Source organism: Mesorhizobium sp. NPDC059025 (genome assembly GCF_042739655.1).
In the GTDB taxonomy this organism is placed as follows: domain Bacteria; phylum Pseudomonadota; class Alphaproteobacteria; order Rhizobiales; family Rhizobiaceae; genus Mesorhizobium.
On the sequence record NZ_JBHYIM010000006.1, the window covers coordinates 218,935 to 233,230 of the forward strand.

Sequence of the window (14,296 nt, forward strand, 5' to 3'; positions counted from 1 at the left end):
GAAATCTGCAACTAGGCCGAGAGCTTCGCCAGGGCCCACAGCACCAGCGGCGATTCCGGAAAAGCAAGCAAACCGCCCAGGCCCAGCGCAATCCCGTAAGGCACGCCCACCTTTTCGTCAGCGAAATGGCGAAGGAAAGTGCTGTGACCAGTCAGGGATGCCAATGGCGATTTTCGGTAGACGAGAATGGCAAGCGTCAATGCGCCACCGATAAGGGATGCAAACACCAGATACTGGAGAAGGTTCATGTTGAAGCCCATCCAGATAGAAGTCGCAGCCAGAAGCTTGGCATCGCCGCCACCCATGCCACCCATGGCGAACAGGCCGAACGTGAAGCACAGGACCAACATGCCGGTCGCCAGATGCAGACCATAGGCCGCCCAATCCATGCCGGTGAATGGTGCAACCGCCATGAAGGTCAAGGTCAGAACCACCGACACACGATTGGCGATCGTCATCGACAGCATGTCTGAAACTGCCGCGAACAGCATGCAGAACGGAAAGACGACAAAGATCAGCGCTACAAGCATGGCCTGACATGAAAAAGAACAGCGATGGCAAAAACTCTAATCCAACTCCGTTAAGGATAGATGAGCCGAACCACACAAAAGCCGTGTATACTGCCCGTCAGCCAGGCCCGTCACACCATTTCGCGGCCATCAGCCAGGGGCATTTAACCCTTGGTTCACCAATCTCGTTCATCTTCCCTTTCGACTTTTGCCGTGCCGGAGACCGAGATGTCCCTGTCGAAACCGCTGATCGTGGCCGTGGCCATCGCCGCCGCGATTGCTTCGCCTTCCAAGGCCGAGGTCGGTATCGAAGTTACCATGAACCAGGCCAGGATCGTGAAATTGCCACGAGCCGCCGACACCGTGGTCATCGGCAATTCGGCCATCGCCGATGCTGCCGTGCAGGACGCCTCCACGATCGTGCTGACCGGCAAGGGTTTCGGCGTCACCAACATCGTGGCTCTCGACAATCAGGGCAGCCCCATCCTGGACGAACAGGTCACAGTCGTTCGCCAGGCCGTCAGCTCGGTCCGCATCTATCGACGCTCGCAGGTCCAGACCATGTCGTGCACGCCTTATTGCGAGAGCGCGACAAAGACCGAGGCCGAGAAGGTTTCCGAGACGGAAATGAACGCCGGCCAATAGGCGGCTTCGAAAGCGTCCGGTCCTCTCTCTGGTTAAGCTCAGGTAAAGACTTCATCCGTTAGTTTAGGAATCAACAAAACGGGCCTTCAACAGGTTTGGTCTAGGCTTCCGGCGGGTTCGGCTTGAGGGTTCCAGGCGTATGGGGCAGGAAGACAAACGCGATAAGGCGCGCGCAGCGCGGCGTCTTGGCTTTCTTGCCCATTTCGCACGCGACCGTCGTGGCAGCACAGCCATCGAATTCGCAGCTCTCGCCATCCCATTCTCGCTGCTTGTCTTCGCGATCCTCGAGAGCTGCCTTTCCTTCGCCGGCCAGGAAGTGCTGACAAATGCCACCGACGACCTCGCTCGTCAGCTGCGGACCGGCCAGCTGAAGGCCAATGTCGTTACCGTCGACTCCCTGAAGACGAAGATTTGCGACCGGCTCAACGTCCTGACGGTCAACGACTGCACCAACCGCCTGAAGATCGATCTGCGCAACTACTCCTCATACCAGGATGCAGCGGATCATTCCTATCAGATCGTCAATGGCGACATCGTCCTCATGGACGGGACCAATGTGGATTCCAAACAATTCGTCGCCGAGCCTGGCGGCGAACAATCGATCAACATGCTGCGCGTCTTCTACAAATGGCCGGTGTTCACCGACCTGCTGAAAAAATCGATGGCCAACCTGAGGGACGGCTCCACCCTGCATTTTGCAACCAATACCTGGTCGAACGAACCCTTTGGCAAGTGACCGGGGTATCGTACCCTCGCGAAGGAACCGAAATGCAGCTTCAAATGCCGAAATGGCCGACGGTTGCTAGGCTCAAGGCGATCGCTAGAAGGCTCGGCAAGGACAATCGCGGCGTAGCAGCGGTCGAATTCGCTTTCCTGGCTCCTGTCCTGCTCATGATGTACTTCCTGACCCTGGAGGCTTCGCAAGCGATTGAAACCAACAAGAAAGTAAGTCGCCTCGGCAGCATGGTGGCTGACCTGATCGCGCAGAACCCCGGGAGCTCCATCACCAAGAGCGATATCCAAAGTGTGATGGATATCGGAAAGACGACGCTCCTGCCCTACGCCCGGTCCAAACCAACCATTACGATCACCGGCCTGCAGTTGACCACCGATCCGATGCCGAAGGCAAAGGTTGCCTGGTCACGCAAACTGGACGCTGATACTTTCAGCCAGGGTCTTACGGTAGGAACAGAAGTCGCCATTCCTTCCGCGCTGGCTATCAAGGACACATTTCTCGTCAAGGTGGACAGCAACCTCGACTACAAACCGCTGATCGTCTGGGCCGCAGGGGGCGAGCAGCTTGGACTGCTCAATACCTTCAAGAGCATCACGATGGGCGAGAGCTATCTGCTGCGGCCACGCACGGTATCGAAACTCACTTGCACGGACTGCTAACGGGCAGGTTCGTCGCTCGCTCGATCGGGTTTGGATTCCGGCTGGACAACCTCGCGCAGGATCGTTTCAGCGACTGCGTAGTCGCGGTGACTGACTGCAGCGAAGCCTCCGGAATGTCTGGGCTCCAGCAGGCGGTATGTTTCCGGCGTCTGTCCCTTGAGATTGGTCAAGAAGACCAAAAGACGCCGCTTGGCCTCCGGATCGAGGTTTTTCAACACGGCATGCGGTCCATAACGCAGCAGGCCCGACTGCCAGATCACCTGTAACGAACCTGCCGGCAGACCCGCCTCCTTCAGTCTTGCGGTCGTGCCACCTGTCGCCGCATCATTGTCGGAGCCGGACGGCGCCCAACCGAAGATGGCATCGGCCTTGTTCTCGACCAGCATCGCCTCGGCAGCAGAGGCCGAGGGCGCATGCTCCAGAAACGGGCTCTCTTGCGAAAAAGAAATCTGGGCAGGCGCCAGTTCCGCCAGAGGCAGCAGCCAGCCCGCAATGCTTTCTGCTGGTCCCACCGCGATACGATGCGCGGCCATGGCCTGTGGTGACGAGACCTTGCCGTCCCGGGTTATCAGGATCGAGCGGATACCGGTCGCCCCGTCGTCATCTGTCGGCGCGACAAGCGGCTCGACGCAGCCACAGCGCTCGGACGCCGCCGCATAGGCCATGGCAGAATAGATTGCATATTCGACGCGGCCGGCTGCCTGCGCTTCGATCAGCGTTGCATAGTCCGGCGCGACCAGGAACTCGACCTTCATGCCGAGCGCCATGGAATAGGCCCGCGTCAAGGCTGAAAGACCAGGCACCGTGTTGCCAGCGCCTGGTTCCGCGACGATCCCGATCCTGAATGTGCCGATGTCGTCGCGCCAATCGGCTCGCGCAGGCGAAATGGCGGTGGCCAGCAAAGCCGCGGCGGCCAGAACCTTCCAACAGCGCAGGAGGCGAAAACGACTCAGCATCAGCCCAGGATTGATCCCCTTGCACAATTCGGACGCGGCTTTGCCGAAAAGTCGCTTCCCTCCATTATCAACGGAAGCCGTTGCCGTTTGGTTTCCGAATTGCCAACGCCGTTGCGCGATCCTATGTCTTGGCCGACAAACAAACCGAAAGGCTCGAATGGCGCGCGCTTTCATCTTCGTTCTGGATTCCTTCGGTATCGGCGGCGCAGCCGACGCCGGAAAATACGGCGATGAGGGCTCCGACACGTTCGGCCACATCGCCGAAGCGTGCGTCGCGGGAAAGGCCGACCGTGAAGGTCTCCGCAACGGACCGCTCGCCGTGCCCAACATGGCGGCACTCGGTCTCGCTCGCGCCGCCAGGACGGCAACAGGTTTTGTGTTTCCCGACGCCCCTGCCAGACAGGGTACTTTCCACGGCGCAGCACAAGAGGTTTCCAGCGGCAAGGACACACCCTCCGGTCACTGGGAGATCGCCGCGCTGCCGGTTCGTTTCGACTGGGGCTATTTTCCGGACACCATCCCGGCCTTTCCCGCCTCGCTCACCGAAGCGATGATCCGTGAAGGCAACGTGCCCGGTATCCTCGCCAATCGGCATGCATCGGGTACCGGCGTGATCGAAGAATTCGGTGAGGAACACATCCGCACGGGCATGCCGATCTGTTATACGTCGGTGGATTCGGTGCTGCAGATCGCCGCGCATGAGGACCATTTTGGCCTCGAACGGCTCTATGATTTCTGCAAGATCGTGCGGCGACTTGTCGATCCGTTGAACATCGGCCGTGTCATTGCCCGTCCCTTCATCGGTGAAACCGCGGCAACGTTCATCCGCACACCCAACCGCCGCGACTTTTCTGTCCCCCCGCCCGAGCCGACACTTCTCGACCGGCTGACGGCGCGCGGCAGCCGCGTCATCGCCGTGGGCAAGATCGGTGACATCTTTGCCCATCGCGGCATTTCGGAGGTGCGGAAAGCGCCGGGCAACATGGCGATGTTCGACAAGGCGCTCACCGCGATGGACGACGCACGCGACGGTGATTTCGTCTTCGCCAATTTTGTCGACTTCGATACCGATTTCGGTCATCGCCGCGACGTTGCCGGCTATGCAGAGGCGCTCGAAGCGTTCGACAAGCGCATCCCCGAAGCCCTGGCAAAACTGCGGACTGGCGATCTCTTCATCTTGACCGCAGACCACGGCAACGACCCGACCTGGCGGGGCACGGACCATACGCGCGAGCGAATTCCAGTGATCGGCATTGCCCCGGGCCTCAGAGGTGGCGACATCGGACTCAGGCCAACTTTCGCCGACATCGGCGAAACCGTGGCCGAGCATCTCGGCCTGCCGCCTGGGCGCCATGGCACGTCGTTCTTCACTGAGCTTGGTGGCCATGCCTGAATTGCCAGAAGTCGAAACCGTCCGCCGCGGACTGCAACCGGTCATGGAAGGTGCCCGCATCGTCACCGTGGAGGCACGCCGCCCTGATCTGCGCTTTCCTTTCCCAGAGCGCTTCGTTGAACGACTCGAGGGCAGACGTATCACTGCGCTTGGTCGACGTGCCAAATATCTGACCATGCACATGGAAGAAGGGCCATTGCTGATCTGCCATCTCGGCATGTCCGGTTCCTTTCGTATCGAACAGGCCAATGGCGCCGCTGTGCCGGGCGACTTTCATCATGAGCGTTCGAAAGCCGCGGCCCATGACCATGTCGTATTCCATCTCGAGACGGCGCTCGGAGGCGAGGCGTGTGTCGTCTTCAACGATCCGCGTCGCTTTGGCTTCATGCTGTTCGGCGAAGGCGCGGCCGGCGAGCATCCCATGCTGAAGGATCTCGGCGTCGAACCAACCGGCAATGCACTGGACGGCCCGCTGCTTGCCTCCCTCTTCGAGGGCCGGAAGACGCCGCTCAAGGCGGCGCTGCTCGATCAGAGGCTGATTGCGGGCCTCGGCAATATCTACGTCTCGGAAGCACTGTGGCGGGCTGGCCTTTTGCCAACGCGCGCGGCTGGTACAATTTCCGGTCCCGGCAGAACAGCTCGAGAGCAAAGCGAGAAGCTGGCCGGGGCGGTGCGTTCGGTTATCGCTGACGCGATCGCTGCCGGAGGCTCGTCGCTGAAGGACTATGTGCAGACTGACGGCTCGCTGGGCTATTTCCAGCACTCTTTCGCCGTTTATGACCGCGAGGGGGAGCCTTGCTCCAAACCGGGCTGTAACGGGCATATCGAACGGATCGTTCAAGGCGGCCGCTCCACGTTCTATTGCCGCTCCTGCCAGGAGTAGGCTAGACGGGTCTCACCGCAATGAGGAGACCGAGCCATGGCCTATGAAACCATCATCGCCGAGACCCGCGGCAAGGTCGGGCTCATCACGCTGAACCGGCCCAAGGCGCTGAATGCGCTGAATTCGCAGGTCCTCGCCGATATCCTCGAGGCGGTGAAAGCCTTCGAGGCTGACGCCAGCATCGGTGCCATGGTCATCACCGGATCCGAAAAAGCCTTCGCCGCCGGCGCCGACATCAAGGAGATGCAGACCAAGACCTATGTTGAGGCCTTCATGCAGGACTTTTTCGTCGGCTGGGAGGAACTCACCCGCGCCCGCAAGCCGGTGATCGCGGCAGTGGCCGGTTATGCGCTGGGCGGCGGCTGTGAGTTGGCGATGATGTGCGATTTCATCATCGCCGCCGACAATGCCAAGTTCGGCCAGCCCGAAATCACGCTTGGTGTCATGCCCGGCATGGGCGGATCGCAGAGGCTGACACGCTTCGTCGGCAAGTCCAAAGCCATGGACATGGTGCTGACGGGGCGCATGATGGACGCTGCGGAAGCCGAGCGCTGCGGTCTCGTCTCGCGTATCGTGCCAACGGCTGAACTCCTCGATGAGGCACTGAAGGCCGCAACCAAGATCGCTGACTTCTCGCTGCCCGCTGTCATGATGGCCAAGGAAGCCGTGAACCGCTCCTACGAGACAACGCTCGCCGAGGGCCTGCGATTCGAACGGCGTGTTTTCCACTCGATGTTTGCGCTCGATGACCAAAAGGAAGGCATGGCCGCCTTTGCCGAGAAGCGAAAGGCCAATTTCAGCAACCGTTAGACCCAAGGGCTGCTCAAAAATGAGCAGTCGCGGCGTTGACGCGCCGGAAAAGCTGAACTATAAGCCGCCACGACTGAGGCGGCCCCATGGCTGCCCATTGTTTTTTGCGCCCTGCGGCACGCCGCAAACGCTTACCATAGAGATAGAAGAGAGGCAGTATGGCCAATACCTCGTCGGCCAAGAAGGCTACGCGCAAGATCGCTCGCCGTGCGGCAGTGAACAAGAACCGCCGTTCGCGCGTTCGCACCTATGTGCGCAAGATGGAAGAAGCGCTGGCAGCCGGCGACAAGGTTGCTGCCGAGGCGGCCTTCAAGGACGCCCAGCCGGAATTGATGCGCGCCGCCACCAAGGGCGTGCTGCACAAGAACACCGCCTCCCGCAAGGTCTCGCGCCTTGCTCAGCGCCTGAAGACGCTGTCGGCCTAAGCCACAAGGCATCACAAAATTCTGAAAACCCGGCGCTCACGCGTCGGGTTTTTTCGTTTGCCGGCAATGACTTGAAATGAACGTTCAATAGCTGCCGCAACGGCAGTTATCGAACATGTCGAGAACTTTGCCGGCATCTTTGTTCCGGACGCAGCCACGAACCCGCAGCCAAATCCCACCCGGCATAAATAACCTTTTAACTTCAGTCGGTTAGCAAAGACCTGCGCGGGATTATCCACAGCTTGTTCACATCGCAAGCCGGGCTTCGGGAAGAACTCAATGTCAAGCGATTTTTTAAAAATTATTTCGCGCCAGCTACCCTTTTTCATATTCGCCGGAAAAGGGTTTGAATCACAAGAACTTTGCCTCGGGAGGCACGTGTAGGGGGAGCTAAATGCCCCTCCGTGGCTGCCAGATTCGTTAAAAATCCGTTAGACGCGGCCTTGCCCTTTCCACAGCGATTTCTGTAATGTCTGGTCATCGAGAGGGGCGGGCCGTTAGGCTCTCGACCTAGCCCAAAAACAGGCAAAATCTGCAACGCGGAAGCAATTCCGCGAGAGGCTGGGTCTGTCCTTTCGATGCGTAGTGGGGACCGGGGTTAACAGGGCATGGCAGGTCGGACGCAGCTGGCATTTTTGCCGGATGGGTTCGTTTTGTCTCTGTCGCTTCGTATTGCATCGATGGGGGTTGTTTACCCTTGCATGCGCTAGACCACGTTTCCAGCCAGCGGCGGCTGGGGACTTGGGAGGTATGAGACCGGAGAAGGCTGCGAAGATCGGCCCGCCGGTACACGTCAGACAAAGTAACGAGGATCTGAATGATACAGAGTGGCACAAACAGGGAGCTCGGCGGCAGCTTTCCTTTTTCCGGGGACATCGTCGGAGAAGGCGCTATGGCTGCAAGCAACGAGGCTGAACAGCGTTTCGAGCGTATCAGGGCACAGCTGAAGGCGCGCCTCGGCAGCGAGGTCTATTCGAGCTGGTTCGGCCGCATGAAGCTTGTGGAGCTCTCCAAGGGCGTCGCCCGCATGTCGGTGCCGACCGCCTTCCTGCGCTCCTGGATCAACGGTCACTACCTCGACGTCATCACCGAGCTGTGGAAGCAGGAAGAAACCGGTATCCTCAAGGTCGAGGTGGTCGTTCGCAGTGCCACACGCCACGCTGCCCCTGACCTGGAGGCCGCGCCGCTGCGCAAGGTCGCCAAACAGGCGCAGACCACGCTGTCCTCCGGCACCACATTGGGCGCCGGCAAGCAGGAACGTGCTCCGATGGCACGCGGCGCGGCGGTTGAGCCGGATTTCCGTCAGAATGTTCTCGGTTCGCCACTCGACCCGCGCTACACCTTCGGCTCGTTCGTCGAAGGGCCGTCGAACCGCGTGGCTTTCGCGGCAGCACGTGCCGTCGCCGAGTCCGCTTCGAGTGCGGTGCGCTTCAACCCCTTGTTCCTCCACGCCACCGTGGGACTGGGCAAAACCCATCTTCTGCAGGCGATCGCAGCGGAATCGCTGCGCCACAATCCGAAGTCGCGCGTCGTTTATCTGACCGCCGAGTATTTCATGTGGCGCTTCGCCACCGCGATCCGCGACAACAATGCGCTTACCCTCAAGGAGCAGCTGCGTGACATCGACCTGCTGATCATCGACGACATGCAGTTTCTGCAAGGCAAGTCGATCCAGCACGAATTCTGCCACCTCATCAACATGCTGCTCGACAGCGCCAAGCAGGTGGTTGTCGCCGCAGACCGGCCGCCATCCGAACTGGAGTCGCTGGAACCGCGCGTTCGCTCGCGTCTCAATGGCGGCGTAGCGCTCGAAATGGCTGCGCCTGACTACAGCATGCGCCTCGCCATGCTGAAGCAGCGTCTGGCCACGGCCAAGCAGGACGACACCTCGCTCGACATCGCCGACGATATCCTCGACCATGTCGCCCGCACGGTGACCGGCTCCGGCCGCGAACTGGAAGGCGCATTCAACCAGCTGCTTTTCCGGCAGTCGTTCGAGCCCCAGATCACGATCGACCGCATCGACGAGATCCTTGGTCATATTTATCGCACCGGCGAACCGAAACGTGTGCGCATCGAGGATATCCAGCGCATCGTGGCACGCCACTACAATGTCTCGAAGACGGAACTGCTGTCGAACAGGCGTACCCGCACCATCGTCAAGCCAAGGCAGGTGGCAATGTACCTCTCCAAGGTCTTGACCCCACGCTCGCTGCCGGAAATCGGCCGCAGGTTCGGCGGCCGCGACCACACCACGGTTCTCCACGCTGTCCGCAAGATCGAGGATCTGTCGGGCGCCGACAACACGCTGGCGCAGGAGCTCGAACTGCTCCGCCGGCTGATTAACGACCAGGCTTGACGAGCCGGGCGGCAACCAAGCCGCCCGCATCCGCCGTTATCCCCGACAAAGCCCGCGGAACCGCTCGCTGCCGGTTCCGCGGGCTTGCGTTCAAGGGGTTTTTCCTGTCAGCTTGGTTAGAATCTGAATGTGTTCAGACCTTTCGCGGGGCGCCGTTTCACGGAACCTCGAAAGTCATTCAAGCGAGCCTTCATCGTCATGCGTGTTATCCTCGAACGGTCCAATCTCCTGAAATCCCTCAACCACGTTCACCGCGTGGTCGAGCGCCGCAACACCATACCGATCCTGTCCAACGTGCTGTTGATGGCCGAGGGCGGCAGCCTGGAAATGAAGGCCACCGACCTTGATCTGGAGGTGACCGAAGCTGCACCCGCCAAAGTGGAACAGTCGGGCGCCACCACCGTGCCGGCGCATCTGCTCTACGACATCGTGCGCAAGCTCCCGGACGGCGCCGAGGTGATGCTGAAGACGGATGAGGACGGCAATGCCATGACCGTCATCTCCGGCAGGTCCAGCTTCCGGTTGCAGTGCCTGCCGCAGTCCGACTTCCCGGAACTGTCGGCCGGCACGTTCTCCCATATCTTCCGGCTCGAAGCGACCGCCCTGAAGCGCCTAATCGACAAGACCCAGTTCGCGATCTCGACTGAAGAGACGCGTTACTACCTCAACGGCATTTTCCTGCACACCCACGAGGTGGGCGGCAAGCTCAAGTTGCGTTCGGTAGCGACCGACGGTCATCGCCTCGCGCGCGCCGAGATGGATGCGCCAGCGGGCTCTGAGGGCATGCCGGGCATTATCATCCCACGGAAGACCGTCAGCGAGCTGCAGAAACTTGTCGACGATCCGGATGTCGCGGTAACAACCGAGCTTTCCGACACCAAGATCCGTCTCACCATCGGCAGCGTGGTCCTTACATCCAAGCTGATCGACGGCACCTTTCCCGACTACCAGCGGGTCATTCCGACGGGCAATGACAAGAAGCTGGTCATCGATCGTCAGACTTTCGCGGCCGCGGTTGACCGCGTTTCCACCATCTCCTCGGAGCGAGGACGTGCGGTGAAGCTGACGATCTCAGATGGCCAGGTCACGCTGGCGGTCAACAATCCCGACTCTGGCAGCGCGACTGAAGAATTGGCGGCAGACTACGCCGCCGATCCGATCGAGATCGGCTTCAACGCACGCTACCTGCTCGATGTTGCCGCTCAACTCAGCGGCGGCGAGGCTCGGTTCATGCTTGCGGATGCCGGTTCCCCCACCCTGATCCACGACACCAGCGACGAGAATGCGCTCTACGTGCTGATGCCGATGCGCGTTTAGTCGCGCGCATCGCCTTGATCCCATGATAAACGAACCGAGCCGGGAGGGCGCAATCAGCGCGCAGACCCACCTCACCCGGCTCGCCCTCACCAATTTCCGCAATTATGCGGCGCTGTCACTTGACCTGAAACCTGGAGCCGTTGTCTTCACCGGCGATAACGGTGCGGGCAAGACAAATCTGCTTGAGGCCATTTCGCTTTTCACACCCGGACGAGGCTTGCGCCGGGCGCCCTACGGCGACGTCGCCCGCGAAGGGAGCGACGGTGGTTTCGCACTGCATGTCCGTCTCGACGGCCCTTCCGGGGAGGCTGAAATCGGCACCGGCGTTTCAGGTGGTGACGTCCCTGGTGAAGGTGGGCGGCGCGTGCGCATCAATGGCGCGGCGGCACGTTCGGCCGAGGACATGCTGGAATGGTTGCGTATCGTCTGGCTGACGCCGGCGATGGATGCGCTGTTCACAGGCCCCGCCGGCGACCGCAGGCGCTTCCTCGACCGGCTGGTGCTTGCGATCGACGGCAGCCACGGCCAGCGTGCGCTGGACTACGAAAAGGCCATGCGCGGCCGCAACCGCCTGCTTGCCGACGGCACGCGTGACAGCGCGTGGTTCGACGCGATCGAGACACAGATGGCGGAAACCGGCGTGGCGATTGCAGCCGCCCGCAGCGAAATGGTGCGGCTTCTGTCGGCGATGATCGAGAAACTGCCGGGTGACGGACCTTTCCCGCAGGCTGATATCGCACTCGCAGGCGAACTGGAAACTGAAATCGACACCATGCCAGCGGTCGAACTGGAGGAGAAATTCCGCCAGGCGCTGGCCAGTGGCCGCGACCGCGACCGCGCAGCCGGCCGCACGCTGGACGGACCGCATCGATCGGACCTGCTGGTGCGGCACCGTCCGAAGGCAATGCCGGCGGAACTTTGCTCAACCGGGGAACAGAAGGCGCTTCTGGTTGGACTGGTGCTCTCGCACGCCCGCCTCACCGGCGAAATGTCCGGTCTCACCCCCATCCTGCTGCTTGACGAGATCGCGGCACATCTCGATGCCGGTCGGCGCGCGGCGCTGTTCTCGATCCTGGAGGAGCTGAATTGCCAGGCATTCATGACAGGCACCGACGCGGCACTGTTCTCCAGCCTGCGCGGCCGTGCGCAGTTCCTCAGTGTCGATCACGGCGCTGTTGTGCCAACCGCTGACGCCTGACAACCGCCAGGCAGGACGGTATGGTCTCGGCATGAACAGCCCTGCCCTTTCCGACGAAGAACTCGAACGCTACGCACGCCACGTCGTGCTGCCGGAAATCGGCGGAGCCGGCCAGCAGAAGCTGAAACGCGCACGCGTGCTGGTTCTCGGCGCCGGCGGGCTCGGTGCGCCGGTGCTGGAATATCTCGCGGCAGCCGGCATCGGCACGCTTGGCATCGTCGACGACGATACCGTGTCGCTTTCCAATCTTCAGCGACAGATCATCCACGACACGGGCGCGGTCGGGAGATCGAAAGGCGAGAGCGCCAAAGTCGCGATCGCCCGCATCAACCCGCATGTCACGGTGGAATTGCACGATCTGCGCCTGACGGCGGAAAACGCGGCAAGCATCGTTCGCGCATACGATGTCGTGGTGGACGGTTCCGACAATTTCGAAACCCGCTATGTGCTGGCAGACGCCTGCGCAGTGGAGAAGAAACCACTGGTCCATGCTGCCGTCGGCCGCTTCGACGGCTCGATCACCGTCCTGAAACCCTTTGAAAACGGGCCGGATGGACGCCCGAACCCGACATATCGCGACCTCTTCCCGGAAGCACCGCCACCTGGCCTGGTGCCGTCCTGCGCGGTTGCCGGCGTAGTCGGCGCGCTCACCGGCGTCATCGGCACTCTGCAGGCGATGGAGACCATCAAGCTCGTAGCCGGAATCGGTGAGCCGCTGGTTGGGCGGCTACTGCTTTACGACGGGCTGGCCGCGCGTTTCGACACCATCCGCTATCGGAGCCAGGGATGAGCATCGACATCGCAGTGACCAGACTGCCTTCTGATTTCGAACGCTGGGACGAATTGCTCACCCTGATCATGCGCGCCTTCGCCTACATGGATGGCGTGATCGACCCGCCTTTCTCCGCGCACCGGCTATCGGTGGATGGCCTGCGCGAAAAGGCAGGCACGGAAACCGGGTTCCTGGCCATGCAGGATGACCAGATCGTCGGCTGCATCTTCGCCGCCGAACACGCGCGGCATTTCTATGTCGGCAAGCTTGCGGTCGAGCCTGGCCTTCAGGGTCGTAAGATCGGGCGCGAACTGATGCGAGCCGCCGAGGCTCATGCCTGCGCCGCGGGAAAGCCTGTGCTCGAATTGCAGGCGCGGGTGGAACTGACCGGCAATCAGGCAGCCTTCACCCGCCTGGGCTTTGTGGAGACCGGGCGAACCGCCCATGCCGGCTATAACCGGCCGACATCAGTGACCATGCGCAAGACGCTGTCATAGACGCATCACAGGCGATGATCAGGCGCGGGCGGGCAGCACGCGATCCGGCGGCCGGTGTCCGTCGAAGAAGGTACGGATGTTGATGATGACCTTCTCGCCCATATCGATGCGCCCCTCCAGGGTCGCCGAACCCATGTGCGGCAGCAGCACCACCTTGTGCTTGGCGGCAAGCCTGAGCAGCTTGGTGTTCAGCGCCGGCTCGTTCTCGTAGACGTCGAGGCCGGCGCCGGCGATCTTGCCGTCCTGCAGCAACTTGATCAGCGCATCCTCGTCGATGATGTCTCCGCGCGCCGTGTTGACGATGTAGGCGGTGGGTTGCAGCAACGCCAGTCGCCGGGCCGAGAGGAGATGGAATGTGGCCGGCGTCGAGGGACAATTGACAGAAATGATGTCCATGCGGGCCAGCATCTGGTCGAGGCTTTCCCAATAGGTTGCCTCAAGTTCGTCTTCCACGCTTTGCAGGACGCGATGGCGGTTGTGGTAGTGGATCGAGAGGCCAAAAGCCTTGGCACGGCGTGCAACCGCGGTGCCGATACGGCCCATGCCAACGATTCCGAGCCGTTTGCCCCAGATGCGCCGGCCAAGCATCCAGGTGGGCGACCAACCGGGCCATTTCCTGTCGCCGGCAAGCACGTTGGAGCCTTCGGCGAGCCGTCTCGGCACAGCGAGCATCAGCGCCATTGTCATATCGGCGGTGTCTTCGGTCAGCACATTCGGCGTGTTGGTGACTGCGATGCCCTTTTTCGAGGCCGCTGCGACATCAATGTGATCCACACCATTGGAGAGGCTGGCGATCAGCTTGAAGTTCGGTCCGGCCTGTTCGATGAGCTCGGCATCGATGCGATCGGTGATGGTGGGAACGAGCACATCGGCTTCCCGCAACGCCGCGGCAATCTCCTCGCGCGACATGGGCTTGTCTTCAACGTTCAGCCTGGCGTCGAACAACTCGCGCATCCGCGTCTCGACAGGATCAGGCAATTTGCGCGTGATCACAACGAGAGGCTTCTTTTTGCCGGCCATCGTTTCCTCGTTCCCGGGATGCTGTTGAGACCTCTTTAACCAAGACCGGCGAAACTGCAAACTGGTCTCGGTAGCCATGCCTCATGTAACAAGTGGGACAGCCGAAGACAAAGAAAA

16 protein-coding genes are annotated in these 14,296 nt (G+C 61.1%); 12 read left to right on the forward strand and 4 right to left on the reverse strand.

What is annotated here, in order from left to right; genetic code table 11:
- Positions 1-11: 11 nt before the first annotated feature.
- Positions 12-530 carry a prepilin peptidase gene (locus ACFWYE_RS16605; RefSeq protein ID WP_379112830.1) on the reverse strand — a complete coding sequence of 173 codons (519 nt, stop codon included), beginning with the start codon at positions 528-530 and terminating at the stop codon, positions 12-14.
- 207 nt (positions 531-737) lie between these two features.
- Here ACFWYE_RS16605 and ACFWYE_RS16610 point away from each other — a divergent pair, with 207 nt between their 5' ends.
- From ACFWYE_RS16610 to ACFWYE_RS16620, 3 genes are all read left to right on the forward strand, one after another.
- Positions 738-1,154, forward strand: coding sequence for a pilus assembly protein N-terminal domain-containing protein (locus tag ACFWYE_RS16610; protein WP_379061659.1), 417 nt, complete (start codon positions 738-740; stop codon positions 1,152-1,154).
- Between the two features lie 139 nt (positions 1,155-1,293).
- The gene (locus ACFWYE_RS16615; protein WP_379112833.1) at positions 1,294-1,890 is read left to right on the forward strand and encodes a TadE/TadG family type IV pilus assembly protein; all 597 of its coding nucleotides are present in this window, start codon (positions 1,294-1,296) and stop codon (positions 1,888-1,890) included.
- Positions 1,891-1,922: 32 nt separating this feature from the next.
- Positions 1,923-2,549: a TadE/TadG family type IV pilus assembly protein gene (locus ACFWYE_RS16620; protein WP_379061664.1), complete on the forward strand. Its 627-nt coding sequence runs from the start codon at positions 1,923-1,925 to the stop codon at positions 2,547-2,549.
- Here the strand turns inward: ACFWYE_RS16620 and ACFWYE_RS16625 are convergent.
- Positions 2,546-3,505 (reverse strand): phosphate/phosphite/phosphonate ABC transporter substrate-binding protein, encoded by a 960-nt coding sequence (locus ACFWYE_RS16625; protein WP_379112836.1) that lies wholly within the window; start codon positions 3,503-3,505, stop codon positions 2,546-2,548. The genes ACFWYE_RS16620 and ACFWYE_RS16625 overlap by 4 nt on opposite strands.
- A gap of 157 nt (positions 3,506-3,662) precedes the next feature.
- Here ACFWYE_RS16625 and ACFWYE_RS16630 point away from each other — a divergent pair, with 157 nt between their 5' ends.
- From ACFWYE_RS16630 to rpsT, 4 genes are all read left to right on the forward strand, one after another.
- Positions 3,663-4,898 carry a phosphopentomutase gene (locus tag ACFWYE_RS16630; RefSeq protein WP_379112839.1) on the forward strand — a complete coding sequence of 412 codons (1,236 nt, stop codon included), beginning with the start codon at positions 3,663-3,665 and terminating at the stop codon, positions 4,896-4,898.
- Positions 4,891-5,781: a bifunctional DNA-formamidopyrimidine glycosylase/DNA-(apurinic or apyrimidinic site) lyase gene (mutM, locus tag ACFWYE_RS16635; RefSeq protein WP_379112842.1), complete on the forward strand. Its 891-nt coding sequence runs from the start codon at positions 4,891-4,893 to the stop codon at positions 5,779-5,781. Before ACFWYE_RS16630 ends, mutM begins: the two co-directional genes overlap by 8 nt.
- 36 nt (positions 5,782-5,817) lie before the next feature.
- Positions 5,818-6,591 (forward strand): enoyl-CoA hydratase, encoded by a 774-nt coding sequence (locus tag ACFWYE_RS16640; RefSeq protein WP_379112845.1) that lies wholly within the window; start codon positions 5,818-5,820, stop codon positions 6,589-6,591.
- 158 nt (positions 6,592-6,749) lie between these two features.
- Positions 6,750-7,016, forward strand: coding sequence for a 30S ribosomal protein S20 (rpsT, locus tag ACFWYE_RS16645; protein WP_129410688.1), 267 nt, complete (start codon positions 6,750-6,752; stop codon positions 7,014-7,016).
- An 11-nt stretch (positions 7,017-7,027) separates the two neighbouring features.
- Here the strand turns inward: rpsT and ACFWYE_RS16650 are convergent, their stop codons facing one another.
- Positions 7,028-7,345, reverse strand: a complete 318-nt coding sequence (locus tag ACFWYE_RS16650) for a hypothetical protein (RefSeq protein WP_379112847.1) — start codon at positions 7,343-7,345, stop codon at positions 7,028-7,030.
- A 491-nt stretch (positions 7,346-7,836) separates the two neighbouring features.
- Between ACFWYE_RS16650 and dnaA the strand changes: the two genes are divergently transcribed.
- The 5 genes from dnaA to ACFWYE_RS16675 all read left to right on the forward strand — a co-directional run bounded on the left by dnaA (position 7,837) and on the right by ACFWYE_RS16675 (position 13,159).
- Positions 7,837-9,375, forward strand: coding sequence for a chromosomal replication initiator protein DnaA (dnaA, locus tag ACFWYE_RS16655; RefSeq protein WP_379073130.1), 1,539 nt, complete (start codon positions 7,837-7,839; stop codon positions 9,373-9,375).
- Between the two features lie 198 nt (positions 9,376-9,573).
- A complete protein-coding gene (gene dnaN / locus ACFWYE_RS16660; RefSeq protein ID WP_379061674.1) occupies positions 9,574-10,692 on the forward strand; it encodes a DNA polymerase III subunit beta in 1,119 nt (372 codons plus the stop codon).
- A gap of 52 nt (positions 10,693-10,744) precedes the next feature.
- On the forward strand, positions 10,745-11,890 hold the full coding sequence (gene recF / locus ACFWYE_RS16665) for a DNA replication/repair protein RecF (protein ID WP_379113135.1): 1,146 nt from the start codon (positions 10,745-10,747) through the stop codon (positions 11,888-11,890).
- A gap of 31 nt (positions 11,891-11,921) precedes the next feature.
- Complete coding sequence (locus tag ACFWYE_RS16670; protein ID WP_379061675.1) at positions 11,922-12,680, forward strand: molybdopterin-synthase adenylyltransferase MoeB; 759 nt, start codon at positions 11,922-11,924, stop codon at positions 12,678-12,680.
- On the forward strand, positions 12,677-13,159 hold the full coding sequence (locus ACFWYE_RS16675) for a GNAT family N-acetyltransferase (RefSeq protein WP_379112850.1): 483 nt from the start codon (positions 12,677-12,679) through the stop codon (positions 13,157-13,159). Before ACFWYE_RS16670 ends, ACFWYE_RS16675 begins: the two co-directional genes overlap by 4 nt.
- Before the next feature lie 18 nt (positions 13,160-13,177).
- Here ACFWYE_RS16675 and ACFWYE_RS16680 read toward each other — a convergent pair whose 3' ends face one another.
- Positions 13,178-14,179, reverse strand: a complete 1,002-nt coding sequence (locus ACFWYE_RS16680) for a D-glycerate dehydrogenase (protein ID WP_144223299.1) — start codon at positions 14,177-14,179, stop codon at positions 13,178-13,180.
- Between the last annotated feature and the right edge of the window lie 117 nt (positions 14,180-14,296).